A 17609-nucleotide genomic window follows, 5' to 3' on the forward strand; every position below is an offset into this window, starting at 1 on the left:
AGGAAACGAGGCGATCCGCGCCCTATATTCTCGTCGCATGAATGTTCCGATCGGTGAGGCGCGACCCGTCGCGACCGGCTGGCGAACCACGCGAGTGGTGCTCACCGTGCTGCTGATCTGGACCGCGCTCGCCGGCCTTTCGATCGTGCAGGCGGCGCTGACGATGCCGCCCGGTGCACCGGCGATGCCATGGGGACGCCTTGTCGTCCTGCGGCTGGCGGACTGGTACACCTGTGCGCTTTTCATCCCGGCATTCGTGTGGCTGAGCCGGCGCGTGCCGGTGACGGCGACGCGATGGGGCGGTGCAGTGGCGCTGCTCTTTGCCGCCAGCGCAGTCTTCGTGGTGCTCAAGTACCTGCTCTTCATGCCGATCGCGCAGTGGATCGTCCCGGGCACGTCGACGTCGTTCGCGCATCTCCTCGCCGGCAATGCCCTGATCGAGTTGATCATCTTCTGGGCGGTGATCGCGGTGATCCAGGCGACCGAGTTCAGGCGTCGCCTGCAGCAGCAGGAATACCAGCACATGGCGCTGCAGGCGCAGCTGACGGAGCGGCGGCTCGAAGCGCTTGGTGCGCAGCTGCAGCCGCATTTTCTCTTCAACGCGCTCAACGCCGTCGCCACGTTGATGCACCGCGACGTCGCCGCCGCCGATCGGATGATCATCCAGCTCGGCGACCTGCTGCGCGAATCGCTGCGCCGCGACAACGCCTGGGAAACCACCCTCGACGACGAGCTCACGCTGACCGCGCGTTACCTCGAGCTGATGCTGGCGCGTTTCAGCGACCGGCTCACGATCGTGGTGGAGGCCGACGCCGAGGCGCGTCGCGGCCTGGTGCCCCGGCTGATCCTGCAGCCGCTGGTGGAAAACGCGCTCGAACACGGGATCGCGCACCGGCGCGGCGACGGCTCGGTGACGATCTCGGCAACTCGGCGTGGCGACGTACTCGAACTGACGGTGCGGGATGACGGCCCGGGCGCCGCGGGCGGTCCGACCAACGGCACCGGCGTCGGTCTGCGGAATACCAGGGCACGGCTCGAACAATTGTACGGGGCATCGCAGGCATTGACGCTCGAGCGCTCGGCCGATGGCACGATCGCCCGCGTTGTCCTGCCGTGGCACGATCAGCCTGTGCTGCTCCCCGGTGGGCGATGACGCTCCGTCTCGTGGTGGCTGACGATGAACCGCTGGCGCGTGAGCGGATCCGGTCGCTTCTCGCCGCGCGGACCGATTGTGTCATCGTCGCTGAATGCCGGGACGGTGTGGAGGCGGCGCTGGCGATTGCGCAGCACGCCCCTGACGTGGTGCTGCTCGACATCAGGATGCCGGAACTCGACGGCTTCGACGTACTGGCGGCGCTCGAAGCAGAGGACCATCTCCCGGCGGTGATTTTCGTCACCGCGTTCGGTGATCATGCCGTGCGCGCGTTCGAGGTCGGTGCCGTGGACTACCTGATGAAACCGTTCGACGCCGACCGGCTTGGTCAGGCGATCGATCGTGCCGCGAGCCGCCACCTCGCGCTCTCCGACGTGCGCGCGATCCTCGCTGCGCTTCATCCTGATCGCCGGTATCCCGAACGATTCCTGGTGCGGGCGCCCGGACACATGTACTTCGTGCCGGCAGGCGATGTCGAATGGGTCGACGCTGCGTCGAACTATGTCCGCCTGCATGCGGGCGGCCGCCTGCACCTGGTGCGCGACACGATGACCGCCCTGGAATCCAGACTCCCGGCTGATCGTTTTGTCCGGATCCACCGGTCAGTGATCGTGCGCATCGATCGCATCGCCCGGATCGAGCCGACGGAGCGGGGAGAATATCGGCTGATCTTGCACGACGGGACGAAGCTGACCTCCAGCCAGACCTATTCTCCGAGAGTCCGCGCGCTCCTCCGGTGACAGGGTCGCAACCGTTCGCGGAGCGCGTCGACGCGCCGAACGTGCCTCACCGCGGGAATGCCGCGGATTCATTCCCCCCGCAGCGACTCGATCGGATCGACAGCTGACGCCCGCCGCGCCGGCAGATAGCTCGCAACGATGCCGACGCCGATCAGGAGTGCCGACATCCCGGCAAACGTCGTCACGTCGATCGCGGTCACGCCGAACAGCAATGAGCGGAGCGCCTGTGTCGAGAGCGCCGCGCCGAGCAGCCCGAGGACGATGCCGGCGCCGACCACGCGCGCCCCCTGCGCGACGACCATCCGCCTGACCTGCGCGGCGTCGGCACCGAGCGCCATGCGCACGCCGATCTCGCGGGTGCGTTGCGCCACCACGTAGGAGAGCACGCCGTACAGGCCGACAATGCCGAGGATCAACGCGAGCACGGCGGCGATCGCCAGCGTGAGCATCGTGAACGAGAGATCGACCATCGACCGCTGCGCGAGTCCCGCCATGGTATAGATGCGGTACATCGGCGCCTCGGGGGCGATGTCATGGACGATCGCGCGGACTTCCGGTGCGATCTTCTCCGCGCGCGTGGTCCGGATCACGTACCCCGGCGACGATTCCGCCCAGCTGGTATCGGTGGGACCGACGATCGGGAAGTACACCACCGGATTCGGCCGCTGCCGGAAATCGTCCTGCATCACGTCGGCGACCACGCCGATCACCGTGAACCAGGTGGTGTCGCCGCCCATCTGCAGTCGCCGTCCGATCGGATTGAGCCCCGGCCAGAGCGCTGTGGCGGCCGCCCGGCTCACCATCGCATTCCCGCGCCACGTCAGGCTCTCGTCGTCGGTGAACGATCGCCCCGAGAGCACCTTGATCTTCATTGTCTTGAAATAGTCGCCGGCGGTGAAGTTGTAATGAAGCTCGGCCGAAGCCTCCGCGCTGCGGTCGGAGCGGAATCGCGTTTCGTCGGTGTTCTCGTCAAGCGGAACGTTTTCGATCAGACCGACCGATTGCACGCCGGGGAGCGCGCGCAGTCGATCCATGAAGGCGAGGTCGAACCGCGCGAAGGTGGGACCGTCCTTAAGCGACGGGCGGTCCGGCGCGATCTGGAAGGTGAAGGTGTCGTGGGTGTCGTATCCGGGATTGACGCGCCGCAACCGCTCGAAGCTCCGCAGCAGGAGCCCGGACCCGATCAGCAGCACGAGCGCCAGCGCCGTCTGCGCCACAACGAGGCCGTCACGCACCCACGGCCGCTGATGCGTCGATCCTCGTCCGCCCTGGCGCAGGCGCCGCAGGTCGGGCGCGGACCCGCGAATCGCCGGGATCAGTCCGCACGCAATTGCCGTGATGAAGGTGACTGCCACGACGAACCCGACCACCACCACGCCGAGTCCTGCATCGCCGAGCCGGGGGACGTCGGCGGGAGCCGCGCGCACAAAGAGCGGTAGCGAGACTTTCGCAAGCGTGGCTGCAACGCCTCCCGCGACGATCGCGATCACCACGGCCTCGGCCATCTGCATCCGGATCAACTGTCCACGGCGGGCGCCGATGGCACGACGGACAGCCAGCTCGCGCAGCCGCCCTTCGGCGCGCACGGTGAATAGATTCGCCACATTGGCACACGCGATCAGCAGCACGATTCCCACGGCACCAAAGAGGACCAGCAGCGGCGTCTCGATGCCGCCGACAAGTTGATCACGCAAGGTGCGCACGACTGCCCGGTGCCGCGCGATGGTCCGGGCGTAGTTGGCGGATCCGCCGAAGCGCTGCGGGAGGCCTTGCGCCAAGGTGTTGAGTTCGTTCGTCAGCGCGGCGGTGGTGACGCCGGGCTTCATCCGCGCGACCATCCCCTCGCCGAAGTGTCCGGGGTCGACGTCGGCCAGTCCGGGCGCGCTTGAGATCCACAGCATCGTACCGTCGACGGGGAACCGGAAGTCCGGGCCCATCACGCCGATGATCGTGCGCATCCCTCCGCCGACTTCGTACGACCGGCCGATGACGCTCCGATCGCCGCCGAACCACGACTGCCAGAGCGCGTACGAGATCACGAAGACCCGCGACTCATCGTCCGCGACCGGAAGCCGGCCGAGAATCGGTTTCACGCCGAGCGTGGAAAACAAGGTGTAGGTGGGCCACGACATGCGGACGCGCTCCACCCGGTCGCCGACGCGAAGTGAGTTCGTGAAGGAATTGTAGAGCGCGACATCCTGGAGGAGATGGGATCGTTCGCGATACTGGAGATAGAACTCGCGGCTGACGCCGAATTCGGCGGGCATCTCCGTTCCCGGCGCCGAGGCCGCGACATACACCAGGCGATCGGGGTGCGGGTACGGCAACGACCGCAACAGGACCGCGTCAACGACGCTGAACATCCCCGCGTTGACGCCGATGGCGAGCCCGAGCGTGGCGATCGCGACGACCGCAAACCCCGGCGACCGCCGGAGAGAACGCGCGGCATGGCGGAGGTCGCCGGTCCATTCGCTGAGCATGTGTTGCACTCCTTCTCTCTCGGGATCGACGATGGCGTGCGCCGTGACTGTCGGGTTCCATCGCTCGGCAACGGACGTTCCGATCAGGTCACCAATGGCGGACATGGTGTAACGGGCGGTGGCGAACGGCCCGCGGCGCCGGGCGGCGTCGAAGTCGCGTTCGAGCTGGTCGATGATCTCCGCACCGAACTCCCGCCTGAACCAGGCGGGGAGGATCCGGCTGCACCAGCTCAGCACTCGTTTCACGACCGGTCCGGCACGATCCGCAACCGCTTCTCGGCGACGAGCGCCGCATGCCTGAGCCGATGCGCTTCGGTCGCCAGTGCCCGGCGACCGGTCGCGGTCAGCGTATAGTACTTTCGCGGCAGCCCGGGGTGCCGCGGCACATCTGTATCCTCGGCCGTTTCGCGCACGAATCCGTTCCCCATCAGCCGCCCGATCACACGGTACAGCGAGCCGGCCGGCGGGTTGAGCGTTCCCGACGACTCGTCCGCCACGGCGGTCCGGATCGCGTAGCCGTAGAGCGGCGCCCCGGCGAGCGCCAGGAGGACGTGGAATTCGAGGGGGCTCAGTTCGGGAACGCGCGGCCGGTGCACGATGACTCCAGGGTAATTGCTCCTTGAGAGTATATAGACACCGCCGCCACCGGGAAGGTTGCCACCGGCGGTCGCCGGTCCGCCGTGCTTGACCTAAATCGGTGCCACACCGAAGTTTCCGCCCCTGCTCGATTCCACTGCGAGGCGCGCTTTCAGCATGGCAGTTCGGACCTCTTCCCGCGACACCGCGCCACCTGCCGGCCTTTCCCGTGCACAGCTGCTGGAGCTCTATCGCTGGATGCGGCTTACCCGCACGCTTGAGGAGCGTCTGGTCGCCCTCTACCGGCAGACCAAGGTGGTCGGCGGGCTCTTCCGGTCACTCGGCCAGGAGGCGTGCGCCGTCGGCTCCGCCTTCGCGCTGGAGCGTCGCGACGTTCTCTCGCCGCTGATTCGCAATCTCGGATCGATGCTGGTGAAGGGCGCGGAGCCGCTGGAGATCCTGCGCCAGTACATGGCCAAGGGGAATTCGCCGACGCGCGGCCGGGAGCTCAACATCCATTTCGGCGACGTGGTCGACCGCAACTTCGTGGGCCAGATCTCGCATCTCGGCGACATGGTCCCGGTGATGGCCGGGGTGACGCTCACCTTCAAGATGCGGAACGAACCGCGCGTCGGCCTGGTCTATGTTGGCGACGGCGCGACGAGCACCGGTGCATTTCACGAAGGAATCAACTTCGCCGCAGTGCAGCGCTGTCCACTCGTCGTCGTGGTCGAGAACAACGGCTACGCCTACTCCACGCCGACGAACAGGCAGACCGCCGCCGATCGTCTTGTCGACAAGGCCGCGGGATACGGCGTGCCGGGCGTGCGCGCCGACGGAAACGACGTCCTCGAGGTCTATCGCGTCACCCGCGCCGCGGTCGACAACGCTCGCGCCGGTGGCGGCGTGACACTCCTCGAGTTGATGACGTACCGCCGGAAGGGGCATGCGGAGCATGACTCCCAGAGCTACGTCCCGCCCGGCGAAATCGAGACATGGGCGGCGACCAACGATCCGGTCGATCGCTATGTGGCGCGCCTCGCCGACGAATTCGGTTTCGACGCATCCGAACTCGCGGCGATTGATGACGAGGTGCGCGCGACCGTCGACGCCGTGACGGACGAAGCGGAGTCCGCCCCGCCGTGCGACGGCCCCGATGCGCTCCGCGGCGTGTACGCCGATCCGGGGGAGATGCCCGTGCTCTGGTATCGCGGAGAGGCGTCGAGTGCGGTGACCGCGCACGAGCGCCCGGTCTCGTGGGGGACGCACGATGGCTGAGATCACCTTTGTCGAGGCGATTCGCGAGGGATTGCTGGAAGAGATGGAACGCGACCCGAACGTCTTCTGTCTCGGCGAGGACATCGGCCGGTACGGCGGCGCGTTCAAGGCGACCGACGGACTCCTCGACCGGTTTGGCGAGGGACGCGTGATCGACGCGCCGATTTCGGAAGCCGCGATCGTCGGCGCTGCCGCGGGCGCCGCGCACTACGGCATGCGACCGGTCTGCGAGATGCAGTTCATCGATTTCATCTCATGCGCATACGACATGCTGACCAACTACGTCGCGACCGCGCGCTACCGAGCGATGTTGCCCTGCCCGATCGTCGTGCGCGGTCCGTCGGGTGGCTACGTCCGGGGCGGGCCGTTCCACTCGCAGAATCCCGAAGCGGCGTTTCTGCACACTCCCGGTCTCAAGATCGCCTATCCGTCGACCGCCGAAGACGCCAAGGGAATGTTGAAGGCGGCGATCCGCGACGACGATCCCGTGCTCTTCTTCGAGCACAAGTATCTCTATCGACGGATCAAGGGGACGATGCCGTCCGGCGATCATGTCGTGCCGCTCGGGAAGGCCCGCGTCGCCCGCGAAGGGCGCGATCTGTCGATCATCACCTACGCGGCGACGGTCTGGAAGGCGCTGGAAGCAGCGGAGGAACTGGAGCGGTCGGACGGCCTGTCGGTCGAGGTAATCGATCTGCGCTCCTTGCTGCCGCTCGATGACGATGCCATCGTTGCCACGGTGCGGAAGACCAATCGAGTGCTCGTGGTGCATGAGGACACGGTGACCGGCGGCATCGCCGGCGAAATCACTGCGCGGATCAACGAGCTCTGCTTCGAGTGGCTCGACGCGCCGGTGCGGCGTGTCGCCGCGCACGACGTGCCGTTGCCGTACGCGCCCCCGCTCGAGGATTTCGTCCTCCCGCAAACATCGGATATTGTGCGCGCGAGCCGCTGGCTCGCCGCCTACTGAACGCAGTCGAACAGGAGTCAACGTGGCGCGAATTGATGTCATCATGCCGCAAATGGGCGAATCGATCGCCGAAGGAACGATGTCGAAGTGGCTCAAGAAGGTCGGTGACGCCGTGAAGCGCGACGAGCCGATCTTCGAGATCTCCACCGACAAGGTCGACGCAGAGATTCCTGCGCCGAACGGCGGCGTGCTGACCGAAGTCCTGGTCACCGAGGGGCAGACCGTCGCGGTGGGGACGATCGTCGGGCGGATCGAGACCGAAGCTGGCGCGGCGGCCGCGGCCTCCGCGCCGGCGACGAGTGCACCGGCTCCCGCCGCACCGCCGGCGAAGGCGCCGGAACCGGCACCGGCAAGGGCAGCGACACCGGTACCGGCCGCGAAGCCGGCACCCGCACCGGCAGCATCGAGCGCGCCAGAACCAGCCGCGGGGACCGAGTCGGCGGAGGATCGCCTCAAGCGGAAATCAACGCCGCTGGTGCGCAAGATGGTCGAAGAGCATCACCTCGATCTCGGGGCGATTCCCGGAAGCGGATCGGCGGGTCGGGTGACCAAACAGGATGTCCTGAGCTATCTCGAGTCGGGTGCGCCCGCTCCGGAGCCATCGCGTGCTGCCGACCTGGCACCCGCGGCGATGAGCACGTCGTCGGTGGCACCGGCCGCCCCCTCGGCACCGGTCTCCGTCCCGGCCAGCGCGACCGTGGCGGCGTGGGAGGGCGATCGCGTCGAACCGTGGAGCAGGATTCGCAAGCTCACCGCCGACCACATGGTGATGTCGCGCCGGGTGTCCGCGCACGTCAATTCGCTGATCGAAATCGACTTCACGCACGTGGCCCAGGTCCGCAAGCGGTATCGCGACGTCTACGCCGAGCGCGGCGTCAACCTGACGTTCCTGGCATTCATCGCCAAGGCGATCGCGGAGAATCTCCGCAAGCATCCGATCGTCAACGCCGCGGTGTCCGGCGACAATACCATCTATCGCCGCGACATCAATCTCGGCATCGCCGTGGCGCTCGACTGGGGCCTGATCGTCCCGGTGGTTCGCCACGCGGACGAGTTGTCGCTGCTCGGCATCGCGCGCGCGGTACAGGATCTGGCCGAGCGCGCCCGGGGCAAGCGGCTCAATCCCGACGACGTGCAGAAGGGGACATTCACCATCACCAATCCGGGTGGCTTCGGCACCTACGTCGGCACGCCGGTGATCAACCAGCCGCAGGTCGCGATTCTCGCCGTCGGTGCGATCGAGAAGCGGCCGTCGGTGGTGACCCTTCCCGACGGCAGCGACACGATCGGCGTACGCACCAAGGGAATGTTCTGCCTTGCGTACGATCATCGCGTGGTCGACGGTGCGGATGCCGACCGATTCCTCGCGGATGTTCGCAAGACGTTGCACACCTTCCCGGAGCATCAGGGGTAGCTGGCGCGGTGCAGGTGAGGCAGGTCGCACGACGCGGTGGCGTCATCAAGGAGGTACTGTGGCGCGGCAGATACGGGATGCAGCGGGGGCGATCTGGGAAGTGGTGCCCAGTGGTCGCCGGACGCAGTACGGCGCCGACGAGTCGTCGCTGGAATTCCAGCGAATCGGCGGCAACGGTGAACTTCGTTTCGCCCGCTATTCTCCCCGCGGCGCCAAGGCGCTGGAGATTGCGCTTGAAGAGGCGACGGACCAGGCGCTGCAAACGCTGTTGTCGCAATCGCAGCCGGCGTGGACATCGCCGGACGGGAGCTACGGCCGCCTGACGTGATCGATCTCCACTGCCATTCGACGGCATCGGACGGTCTTCTCTCGCCCGCCGACGTTGTCGCTGCCGCGGCGGCGGCCGGACTCATGGCGGTGGCCCTGACCGACCACGACACCCTCGCCGGCCTTCCCGAGGCGCGCGTCACCGCCGCGAGGCTCGGCGTCGAACTGATCGGTGGATGCGAATTCTCCGTCGGCGTCACGTGGGGAGAGATGCATCTACTGGCGTACTTCCTCGAGCCCGGAACTGTGGCGGTCGAAGCCGCCCTCGCCGACGCGCGCGCCGATCGGTCGCGCCGCGCCTCCGCCATGGTGACACAACTCTCCCGCCTCGGCGTCCCGCTGACACTCGATGATGTCCGGACCGAGGCGAATGGTGGCGCGATGGGTCGACCCCATGTTGCTCGCGCGTTGCATCGGCGTGGCCACGTCCCGTCGGTGCAGGCGGCGTTCGATCGATACATCGGCCGCGGTCGCCCGGCGTTCGTCGAGAAGGAACTTCCGGCGTTCAGTGCGATCGCCGAGCTGGTTCACCGGTGCGGCGGAATCGTGTCGGCGGCGCACCTCAAGGGGTACGGCACCAGGAACAACCTCGAGCGGCTGAAGCACGAGGGGCTCGACGCCGTCGAAACGCGGCACCCCAGTCATCACGGCGACACCCTCGCGACGATCACCGAGGCTGCGTTGTCGCTCGACCTCGCGCGCACCGGAGGGTCGGACTGGCACGGCGAAACGGACCCGAGCGGAACCCACGCCACGCTCGGTTCGCAGCATGTACCCGACGAATGGCTCGTCGCGTTGCGGGCGCGGGCCGCAGCACGCGCCGGGAACGGTTGAATGGAACTCGACGGGCGAGTGGCACTCGTGACCGGCGGGGCTGTCCGGCTCGGTCGCGCGTTCGCCGAGGCGCTGGCGGGGCGCGGGATGCGCGTCGCCGTGCATTACGGTTCGTCGAGCAGGGAAGCCGACGAAGTGGTGGCGGCGCTGCGATCACGCGGCGCCGATGCGGCTGCGTTCGGTGCCGATCTTCGTGACGTGTCGGCGGCGCTGAAGCTGGTCGATGATGTGGTGCAGCACTTCGGACAGCTTGACCTGCTGCTCAATTCGGCCGCGGTGATGGAACGGATCGGTGTTGCGGATACATCGGCCGAGCAGTGGGACGATGTCCTCAATCTCAATCTTCGCGCCCCGTTCTTTCTCGCACAGCGTGCCGCTCCGCATCTCGCGAAAACCCACGGCACGATCATCAACATGGCCGACCTCGGCGGACTCGAGCCGTGGCCCGGCTACGCTGCCCATTCAATCAGCAAGGCGGGAGTGGTGATGTTGACCAAGGTCCTCGCCACGGCGCTCGCCCCGGATGTCCGCGTCAACGCGCTCGCGCCCGGGACCGTCATGGTGCCGGATGACTTCGACAAGGCGAAGCGGGACTTTCTCTCGGCAACCACGCCGATGCAGCGCCTCGGGACGCCCGAGGATGCCGTGCAGGCGATGCTCTTCCTCGCCGAGCGGGCAGATTTCATCACGGGAGAGATCCTCGTGGTTGACGGCGGGCGAGTATTGCGCCGATGATCGCGCTCGGTGACGTGGCGATCATGGGCGGCGGCTGCTATGGCACCTTCTATCTCGAACAGCTGGAATCGGCACGCGCCAGGGGCGCGGCGACGATTCGCCAGGTCCTGGTCGTCGATCACGATGCGGGATGCCAAGCGGCGCCCGCGATCGGGGCGGGGAGTACGCTCGTCGTTGCCGACTGGGGTGATTTTCTCGACCGCTGGCTCGGCGACCAGTCGCGCGATCGCGATGGCCTCGCCGACACAATTGTCCCAACGCCGCTCATGCCGCACCTTCTGGCGCAGTGGCTGGAGCGGGCGGCGCGAAACCGGTGGCCCGACCGTGACGTCGCCCTCGTGGCCGCCGACGAACCACTCGGAACACCGTTCGACCGACTCGGCGCGGATGGCGTGCGGTACGTGTCGTTCGCGGACTGGATCTGCCCGATGCACTGCGTCGAACCGCTCATCTGCCCGATGATCAAGGCGCCGCGCACCTGGGAGATGGAAGACTCGGTAACCGACTGGACGACACGACACGGTGCATCCCGACCGACAGCCGGCCCGGCACTCTTCACCTGCCGGCACGCCGTGTATGGCGTCGGCATGTATCCTGCCCGTATCGCGACCGAGGCGTTCGAGGCCTTTGTTCCGGTGGCCAGCGCCGACACAGGTGGCGACCTCGTGATCGGGTCGATCTCCGCATGCCACGGCGCGATCGCGTTGCTGCGGGTTGGTCCCGCAGTGCGAGCGGTCGCGGCGTGATCCTCCCCGCGGAGGGGAACCGTCGGTTGTTCTATATTCGCACGGCACAGATGCGGTGAACCATTGACCTCCGGTGACGATTCGCGATGACCGACCCCTTTGCTCCGCCCCCTGACGAAATCGGCACTGAATTCGACGTGATCATCATCGGCGCCGGCCCCGCGGGGCTCTGCGCCGCGATGTACTCCGGCCGCGGCATGCTCCGGGCGGTCGTGCTCGAGCGCGGCATCCCCGGCGGCGAGCTTCTCAATACCGAGAAGGTCGAGGACTACCCGGGATTCGTCTCGATTCTCGGTCCCGATCTGGCCGAGAAGATGACCGTGCACGCCAAGGAGTTCGGCGCCGACATCCGGATGGAGGAAGCGACGTCAATCGTCCGGCGCGACGACGGGATCTTCGAGGTCACTACGATGAGCGGTGCCGTCTTCACCGCACCGGCGGTGATCCTCACGGCCGGCGGCACGCCAAACAAGCTCGGTGTCCCGGGCGAAGCAGAGTACGCGGGGAAGGGCGTCTCCTACTGCGCGGTATGTGACGGCGCATTCTTCAAGGGCGAGACGATCGCGGTGATCGGTGGTGGCGATGCCGCGGTCGAAGAGGCCGACTATCTCACTCGCTATGCGGCGAAGGTGTACATCGTGCATCGGCGCGAGGAATTCCGCGCCGCTCGCGTGCTGCAGGAACGGGCGTTCTTCAATCCGAAGATCGAGGTCCTCTGGAACCGGAAGGTGCTGGAGATGCTCGGGGACGGTCGCGGATTGCAGCGGCTGACGATGGAAGACACGACCAGCGGCGAAGTGTCCGAACTCCCGGTGACCGGCGCCTTCGTGTTCATCGGCTTCACCCCGAACTCCGGGCTCGTGAAGCAGCACATCGAGCACGATCCCGCCGGGTACCTGATCACCAATGACCGGATGGAAACGTCGATTCCCGGCCTCTTCGCCGCGGGCGATCTCCGGGTGCAGCTCACCCGCCAGGTCACGACTGCCGTTGGTGATGCCACGACCGCCGCGATTGCCGTCGAGAAGTTCCTCGCGGCCCGGAAAGAGGTCAATCCGGTCTGACCGGAGTGCCGTATACATTTCCCGGCATGACGACCCGCACCGAAAAAGATCCGCTCGGCGAGAAGCAGGTGCCCGCCGACGCCCTGTACGGCATCCAGACCCTTCGCGCCGCCGAGAACTTCCCCATCTCCGGGCTCCCACCGCTCCCCGCGTTTGTCGACGCGGTCGTGATGATCAAGCGGTCCGCCGCCGAAACCCATCGCGAAACGGGACGCCTCGACGCGAAATACGCCGACGCGATCATCCGCGCCGCCGACGAGATTCTCGCCGGGCAACATCGCGAGCAGTTCATCGTCGATCCGTATCAGGCCGGTGCCGGCACGTCGCACAACATGAACGTGAACGAGGTCCTCGCCAATCGCGCCAACGAACTGCTCGGCGCGCCGCGCGGCAAGTACTCGCCGATTCATCCCAACGATCACGTCAACATGGCGCAGTCGACCAACGACGTGATTCCGACGGCGATGCGCCTCGCCACGTTGCGCACGCTCCCCGCGCTCCTCGCCGCGATGGAAGGACTCGAGCACTCGTTTCTCGCCAAGGGGAAGGAATTCGACGGGGTGATGAAATCGGGGCGCACGCACCTGCAGGATGCGACGCCGATCCGCCTCGGGCAGGAGTTCACCGCGTACGGGCACACGGTATCACGACACCGGCAGAAGCTCTCCGAGGCGTCGCACTGGCTGCGAGCGATGAACATCGGCGGGACCGCGGTGGGCACCGGAATCAACGCCGAGAAGACCTATCCGGGATTGATGGTGAAGTACCTCAAGGCACTCACCGGCCTCGAGCTCGAGGAGTCGACCGATCGCATCCAGTTGATGCAATCGATGGGCGACATCGCGACCTTCAGCGGTGCGGTGCGCGCCTTTGTCCTCGATCTCGGCAAGATCGCCGACGACATCCGGCTCCTCGCATCGGGACCGCGCACCGGACTCGCGGAGATTCTCCTCCCGGCGGTGCAGCCGGGGTCGAGCATCATGCCGGGGAAGGTCAACCCGTCGATCGCGGAGATGGTGAATCAGGTCTGCTACCAGGTGATCGGCCTCGACACCACGGTCGCGATGGCGTCGAAGGCGGGCCAGCTCGAACTCAACGTGATGATGCCGGTGATCACGCACAACATCGTCTTTGCGCTGATGATTCTCGCGCGCGCAGTTGAGACCTTCGACGAGCGATGCATTCGCGGCATCGAGGCCGATGCCGCGCAGTGTGCCTACTGGCTCGAACGGAGTCCCGCGCTGGTGACCGCGCTCGCGCCGAAGATCGGCTACGCAGAGGCCGCCAAGCTCGCCAAGGAAGCGATCGCGACCGGGCTCACCGTGAAGCAGCTGGTGGTCGAGAAGAAGATTCTCGAAGGACGCGAACTCGATGAGGTGCTTGACCTGCACGCCATGACCGAGCTGGGCGTGCCCGGCGGTAAGGGCCTCCCGGGCGGCGGATGACCATCGGCACGCAGCGCTGGCGGCAGCTGGCGCTCCTTGCCGTCGCAGAATTGCTCGGCATGTCGGTCTGGTTCGCCGGGACCGCGGTTGCTCCAGCGCTGCGCGTCACACTCTCCCTCTCCGCCAGTCAATCGGCGTGGCTCACGTCGGCGGTCCAGCTCGGCTTTGTAGCGGGCACGCTGGTCGCCGCCGTGCTCAATCTCTCCGACATCATTCCGTTGCGCTGGTACGTCGCGGCGGCAGCCGTGCTCGCCGCGCTGGCGAACGCCGCGCTGATTCCATCGCACACCTTTGCTGTTGCGGTCGCCACCCGCGCGCTCACGGGGATGGCGCTCGCCGGCGTCTACCCTCCAGCGATGAAGATGGCCGCGACGTGGTTTCGAGCCGAACGGGGGCTGGCGATCGGCGCGGTGGTCGGCGCGCTCACCATGGGAAAGGCGACGCCGTACCTCCTCGAAGGCGGCAATCATCTTCCGTTTCGCGCCGTCGTGCTCGTTCCGTCGGTCGCCGCACTCGTTGCCGCACTCCTGATCGCTCGGTGGTACCGCGACGGTCCCCACGCGTTTCCCGCGCGACCCTTTTCCTGGGGACTGATCGGTGAGGTGGCACGCCAGCCGATCCTCCGCGAAGTCACCGGCGGGTACCTCGGTCACATGTGGGAACTGTACGCTTTCTGGGCCTGGATCCCGGCGTATCTGGCCGCGTCGTTCGCTGCCGCCGGCGGAAGCCGCGACGTCGGCGCGTGGGCTTATTGCTGTGTCGCGATCGGCGCAGTGGGATGCATCTGGGGTGGCATTTCCGCCGATCGCGTGGGCCGGCCCCGCGTGGTGCGCGTGGCGATGGTTGTCAGCGGATGCTGCTGTGTTGCGAGCGCACTGATCTTCGGCGGCCCGCGGTGGCTCGTGTTGCTTGTCTGCCTTCTCTGGGGCGTCGCCGTGATCGCCGACTCGGCGCAGTTTTCGGCCATGGTCACCGAACATGCGCCGGCGCACGCGGTTGGCACGGCGCTCACCCTGCAGACCTCGCTCGGCTTTCTCCTGACGGCGGCGAGTATCCAGCTGGTGCCGGCGGTCGCCGGTGCGCTGGGATGGCGCTGGGCGCTGGTTGCGCTGTCGCTTGGTCCCGCCGCCGGTATCGCCAGCGTCCGCCGGTTGGGGCGCGCATAGCCATGTCGACCGCGAAGCACTCGGCCTAGAAGACCACCATCCCGATAATGGCGCCAAACATGATCACTGTAGTAATCGCTACTACAGTGAGTCCGAGCCGCGAGCTCGGCTGGCCCTGCATCAGCTCGCTGTCCGATGCCGCGATCAGGATGCCGAGGAGGAGGAACGGCGCCAGGATCCCGTTGATCACCGCGGTCCAGTACAACGCCTTGATCGGCGTCACGTTGGCAAAGTCGAACCCCGTTCCCGCGGCCACCGCGATCAGCACCACGGCGTAGAACGCCGGCGCGCCGCGGAAGTGTTCGTCGATCCCCTGCTGCCATCCGAACAGTTCGGCGAAGGCGTACGCCGCGGACCCGGCGAGCGTGGGAATCGCGAGTGCGCCGGTGCCGACCAGGCCGACGGTGTACAACACGGCGGCAAAGCGGCCGGCCAGCGGGCGCAGCGCTTCGGCCACATCCCGGCTGCTCTCCAGCTGCGTCAACCCGTGGACATGCAGCGTGAGCGCGGTGGTGAGGATGATGAAGAACATCGCGGCGTTCGAGAAGAACGTCCCGATCCCGACGTCGATCTTCCGCCGCGAAATCTCGTCGCCCGTCGCGTTGCGCCGCGCCACCAGCGAATGGCGGCCGAGCGCCTTCTCCTCCTCCACTTCCTGCGATGCCTGCCAGAAGAAGAGGTACGGCGAAATGGTGGTGCCGAGAATGGCGACGACGGTAGCCCACGGCGCATTCCCGCGCGGCATCGACGGGAGCAGTGTGTCGTGGAGGACCGCTCCCCAGTGTGGTCCGACCTTCAACGCCGCGATCACGTAGGCAAAGAGCACCAGTGCCAGCCACTTCAGCACATTGGCGACCATCGCGTAGCGCAACCGCACCGTCGCCCATCCGATGATGGCGCCGAAGACAATCACCCAGATGTGCGAGTCGACGTTGGACAACATCTCGGCCGCATCGGCCATCGCCGAGAGGTCGGCGCCGATGTTGGCCGTATTCGCGATCAACAGCGCGAGGCAGGCGACCGCAAGGACCATCCGGGGGAACTTGAGTCGCAGCGCGGCCATCAACCCTTCGCCGGTGACCATGCCGATCCGGGCGCACATCGCCTGCACCGCTGCCATCAATGGCCAGGTGAGCGGCGCCAGCCAGAGGAGCGACGTCCCGAACTGCGCGCCGGTGATCGAATACGTTGCGATCCCGGAGGGATCGTCATCGGCGGCGCCCGTGATCACCCCGGGCCCGAGCGCGCTCCAGAACTGGCGCACAAGGCGGATAGCCCGGCCTGGTTGCTTGGCGGCCGAGCGGGCGAGCGAACGTGCCGATGGCATGAAGCCAATAGTAGCAACGACTATGATTCGAGACATGCCCTCGACACCGTCGCTCTCCCCCGACGAACTCCTTCGCTACGCGCGCCACCTCACGCTCGCCGAAGTCGGCGTCGCGGGTCAGGAGAAGCTCAAGGGCGCGCGCGTCCTGCTCATCGGAGTGGGCGGACTCGGATCACCGGCGGCGCTCTATCTCGCGGCGGCCGGTGTCGGGACGCTCGGAATCGTGGACAGCGACATCGTCGATCCGTCGAACCTGCAGCGCCAGGTCCTGCACGACACGCACTCGATCGGGGAAGAGAAGACCGCATCGGCGCATCGCAAGCTCGACGCCCTCAACCCCAACGTGCACGTCGAACTCTTTGCCGAGCGAATCACCGCGGCGAACGCACGGGAGATCGTCCGGCAGTTCGACGTCGTGATTGACGGCAGCGACAATTTCCCGACACGCTACCTGGTGAACGATGCCTGCGTGCTGGAGCGGCGGCCGCTGGTGTATGGCAGCATCCTGCGCTTCGAAGGGCAGCTGTCGCTGTTCGTCACACCGGGCGGCCCGTGCTATCGCTGCCTCTTCTCCGAGCCGCCGCCCGCGGAGTTGGTCCCCAGCTGCGCCGACGCCGGTGTCCTCGGCGTACTTCCCGGAATCATCGGCACGCTGCAAGCGCTCGAGGCGATCAAATGGATCGTGGGGATCGGCCAATCTGCGCGCGGCCGGCTCCTGCTGTTCGACGCACTGGCGCTGTCGTTCCGTGAAATCGCCGTTCATCGTGATCCCGACTGCGCCGTCTGCGGTGATCATCCGACGGTCACAGCGCTGATCGATTACGAGGAGTTCTGCAACGTGGGGGAGATGCGGATGATCGATGATGCGGCCGAAATCGGCCCGGGAGAGCTGGCGCGTCGGATGAAGGAGCCGAATCCTCCGTTCGTCCTCGATGTGCGCGAGGAGTGGGAATTTGCACTGGCCCACCTCGAAGGAACCCGGCTGATTCCACTCGGCCTCCTTCCCGGCAGGCTCGCCGAGCTCCCGCGTGGCCGCGATCTGGTCACCCTTTGCCATCACGGCACCCGATCACTCCGGGCACGCGACCTGTTGATCCGCGCCGGCTTCGGCCGGGTGCAATCCCTCGAAGGCGGGATTGACGCCTGGGCCGTCCAAGTCGATCCGGCACTTCGGCGGTATTAGCGCGAGAATTGCGGGAGGGGAAAGTGCCGAAGGGGGGACTCGAACCCCCACGGGCTTGCGCCCACTGCGCCCTGAACGCAGCGCGTCTACCAGTTCCACCACTTCGGCGAGGGCGCAAACGTAGTGCTCGCAACGACCTGACGTCAAGCAGAGGGCCCCATCGACCGTTAC

Annotated in this window: 16 protein-coding genes and 1 tRNA gene; 13 read left to right on the top strand and 4 right to left on the bottom strand. The window is 66.8% G+C overall.

Annotation, left to right across the window (positions count from 1 at the left end):
- The first annotated feature begins 37 nt into the window (after nucleotides 1–37).
- Nucleotides 38–1153, top strand: a complete 1116-nt coding sequence (locus tag VGM20_09615) for a sensor histidine kinase (protein ID HEY4101121.1) — start codon at nucleotides 38–40, stop codon at nucleotides 1151–1153.
- Complete coding sequence (locus VGM20_09620; GenBank protein ID HEY4101122.1) at nucleotides 1150–1893, top strand: LytTR family DNA-binding domain-containing protein; 744 nt, start codon at nucleotides 1150–1152, stop codon at nucleotides 1891–1893. The genes VGM20_09615 and VGM20_09620 overlap by 4 nt, the downstream gene beginning before the upstream one ends.
- Before the next feature lie 68 nt (nucleotides 1894–1961).
- Here VGM20_09620 and VGM20_09625 read toward each other — a convergent pair whose 3' ends face one another.
- Complete coding sequence (locus VGM20_09625; protein HEY4101123.1) at nucleotides 1962–4619, bottom strand: ABC transporter permease; 2658 nt, start codon at nucleotides 4617–4619, stop codon at nucleotides 1962–1964.
- Nucleotides 4616–4969: a PadR family transcriptional regulator gene (locus VGM20_09630; GenBank protein HEY4101124.1), complete on the bottom strand. Its 354-nt coding sequence runs from the start codon at nucleotides 4967–4969 to the stop codon at nucleotides 4616–4618. Before VGM20_09630 ends, VGM20_09625 begins: the two co-directional genes overlap by 4 nt.
- A 157-nt stretch (nucleotides 4970–5126) precedes the next feature.
- On the opposite strand from VGM20_09630, the gene VGM20_09635 reads away from it, so the two are divergent.
- The 10 genes from VGM20_09635 (at nucleotide 5127) to VGM20_09680 (ending at nucleotide 14928) form a co-directional block, all read left to right on the top strand.
- On the top strand, nucleotides 5127–6227 hold the full coding sequence (locus tag VGM20_09635; protein ID HEY4101125.1) for a thiamine pyrophosphate-dependent dehydrogenase E1 component subunit alpha: 1101 nt from the start codon (nucleotides 5127–5129) through the stop codon (nucleotides 6225–6227).
- On the top strand, nucleotides 6220–7197 hold the full coding sequence (locus tag VGM20_09640) for an alpha-ketoacid dehydrogenase subunit beta (protein HEY4101126.1): 978 nt from the start codon (nucleotides 6220–6222) through the stop codon (nucleotides 7195–7197). Before VGM20_09635 ends, VGM20_09640 begins: the two co-directional genes overlap by 8 nt.
- Before the next feature lie 22 nt (nucleotides 7198–7219).
- The gene (locus VGM20_09645; GenBank protein HEY4101127.1) at nucleotides 7220–8611 is read left to right on the top strand and encodes a dihydrolipoamide acetyltransferase family protein; all 1392 of its coding nucleotides are present in this window, start codon (nucleotides 7220–7222) and stop codon (nucleotides 8609–8611) included.
- Nucleotides 8612–8669: 58 nt separating this feature from the next.
- Nucleotides 8670–8939, top strand: a complete 270-nt coding sequence (locus tag VGM20_09650; protein ID HEY4101128.1) for a hypothetical protein — start codon at nucleotides 8670–8672, stop codon at nucleotides 8937–8939.
- On the top strand, nucleotides 8936–9772 hold the full coding sequence (locus tag VGM20_09655; protein ID HEY4101129.1) for a PHP domain-containing protein: 837 nt from the start codon (nucleotides 8936–8938) through the stop codon (nucleotides 9770–9772). The genes VGM20_09650 and VGM20_09655 overlap by 4 nt, the downstream gene beginning before the upstream one ends.
- A complete protein-coding gene (locus tag VGM20_09660; protein HEY4101130.1) occupies nucleotides 9773–10507 on the top strand; it encodes an SDR family oxidoreductase in 735 nt (244 codons plus the stop codon). It abuts the gene before it with no gap.
- On the top strand, nucleotides 10504–11253 hold the full coding sequence (locus VGM20_09665; GenBank protein ID HEY4101131.1) for a hypothetical protein: 750 nt from the start codon (nucleotides 10504–10506) through the stop codon (nucleotides 11251–11253). Before VGM20_09660 ends, VGM20_09665 begins: the two co-directional genes overlap by 4 nt.
- Before the next feature lie 86 nt (nucleotides 11254–11339).
- Entirely contained in the window at nucleotides 11340–12317 is a 978-nt protein-coding gene (gene trxB / locus VGM20_09670; protein HEY4101132.1) for a thioredoxin-disulfide reductase, read from the top strand.
- 26 nt (nucleotides 12318–12343) lie between these two features.
- Nucleotides 12344–13762, top strand: coding sequence for an aspartate ammonia-lyase (locus tag VGM20_09675; GenBank protein HEY4101133.1), 1419 nt, complete (start codon nucleotides 12344–12346; stop codon nucleotides 13760–13762).
- Nucleotides 13759–14928 carry an MFS transporter gene (locus tag VGM20_09680; GenBank protein HEY4101134.1) on the top strand — a complete coding sequence of 390 codons (1170 nt, stop codon included), beginning with the start codon at nucleotides 13759–13761 and terminating at the stop codon, nucleotides 14926–14928. Before VGM20_09675 ends, VGM20_09680 begins: the two co-directional genes overlap by 4 nt.
- A 25-nt stretch (nucleotides 14929–14953) precedes the next feature.
- Here the strand turns inward: VGM20_09680 and VGM20_09685 are convergent, their stop codons facing one another.
- Complete coding sequence (locus tag VGM20_09685) at nucleotides 14954–16255, bottom strand: divalent metal cation transporter (GenBank protein HEY4101135.1); 1302 nt, start codon at nucleotides 16253–16255, stop codon at nucleotides 14954–14956.
- Nucleotides 16256–16289: 34 nt separating this feature from the next.
- On the opposite strand from VGM20_09685, the gene moeB reads away from it, so the two are divergent.
- Nucleotides 16290–17438, top strand: coding sequence for a molybdopterin-synthase adenylyltransferase MoeB (gene moeB / locus VGM20_09690; protein HEY4101136.1), 1149 nt, complete (start codon nucleotides 16290–16292; stop codon nucleotides 17436–17438).
- 24 nt (nucleotides 17439–17462) lie between these two features.
- Here moeB and VGM20_09695 read toward each other — a convergent pair.
- Nucleotides 17463–17546 (bottom strand) — tRNA-Leu (locus VGM20_09695).
- Nucleotides 17547–17609 lie beyond the last annotated feature (63 nt).

The sequence above is a fragment of the Gemmatimonadales bacterium genome (genome assembly GCA_036500345.1).
In the GTDB taxonomy this organism is placed as follows: domain Bacteria; phylum Gemmatimonadota; class Gemmatimonadetes; order Gemmatimonadales; family GWC2-71-9; genus Palsa-1233.

What these genes read in the sequence shown, in the direction of transcription:
- VGM20_09615 (HEY4101121.1), top strand. Translation starts at nt 38, where the DNA reads ATGAATGTTCCGATCGGTGAGGCGCGACCCGTCGCGACCGGCTGGCGA.
- VGM20_09620 (HEY4101122.1), top strand. Translation starts at nt 1,150, where the DNA reads ATGACGCTCCGTCTCGTGGTGGCTGACGATGAACCGCTGGCGCGTGAG.
- VGM20_09635 (HEY4101125.1), top strand. Translation starts at nt 5,127, where the DNA reads ATGGCAGTTCGGACCTCTTCCCGCGACACCGCGCCACCTGCCGGCCTT.
- VGM20_09640 (HEY4101126.1), top strand. Translation starts at nt 6,220, where the DNA reads ATGGCTGAGATCACCTTTGTCGAGGCGATTCGCGAGGGATTGCTGGAA.
- VGM20_09660 (HEY4101130.1), top strand. Translation starts at nt 9,773, where the DNA reads ATGGAACTCGACGGGCGAGTGGCACTCGTGACCGGCGGGGCTGTCCGG.
- VGM20_09665 (HEY4101131.1), top strand. Translation starts at nt 10,504, where the DNA reads ATGATCGCGCTCGGTGACGTGGCGATCATGGGCGGCGGCTGCTATGGC.
- trxB (HEY4101132.1), top strand. Translation starts at nt 11,340, where the DNA reads ATGACCGACCCCTTTGCTCCGCCCCCTGACGAAATCGGCACTGAATTC.
- VGM20_09675 (HEY4101133.1), top strand. Translation starts at nt 12,344, where the DNA reads ATGACGACCCGCACCGAAAAAGATCCGCTCGGCGAGAAGCAGGTGCCC.
- VGM20_09680 (HEY4101134.1), top strand. Translation starts at nt 13,759, where the DNA reads ATGACCATCGGCACGCAGCGCTGGCGGCAGCTGGCGCTCCTTGCCGTC.
- VGM20_09685 (HEY4101135.1), bottom strand. Translation starts at nt 16,255, where the DNA reads ATGCCATCGGCACGTTCGCTCGCCCGCTCGGCCGCCAAGCAACCAGGC.
- moeB (HEY4101136.1), top strand. Translation starts at nt 16,290, where the DNA reads ATGCCCTCGACACCGTCGCTCTCCCCCGACGAACTCCTTCGCTACGCG.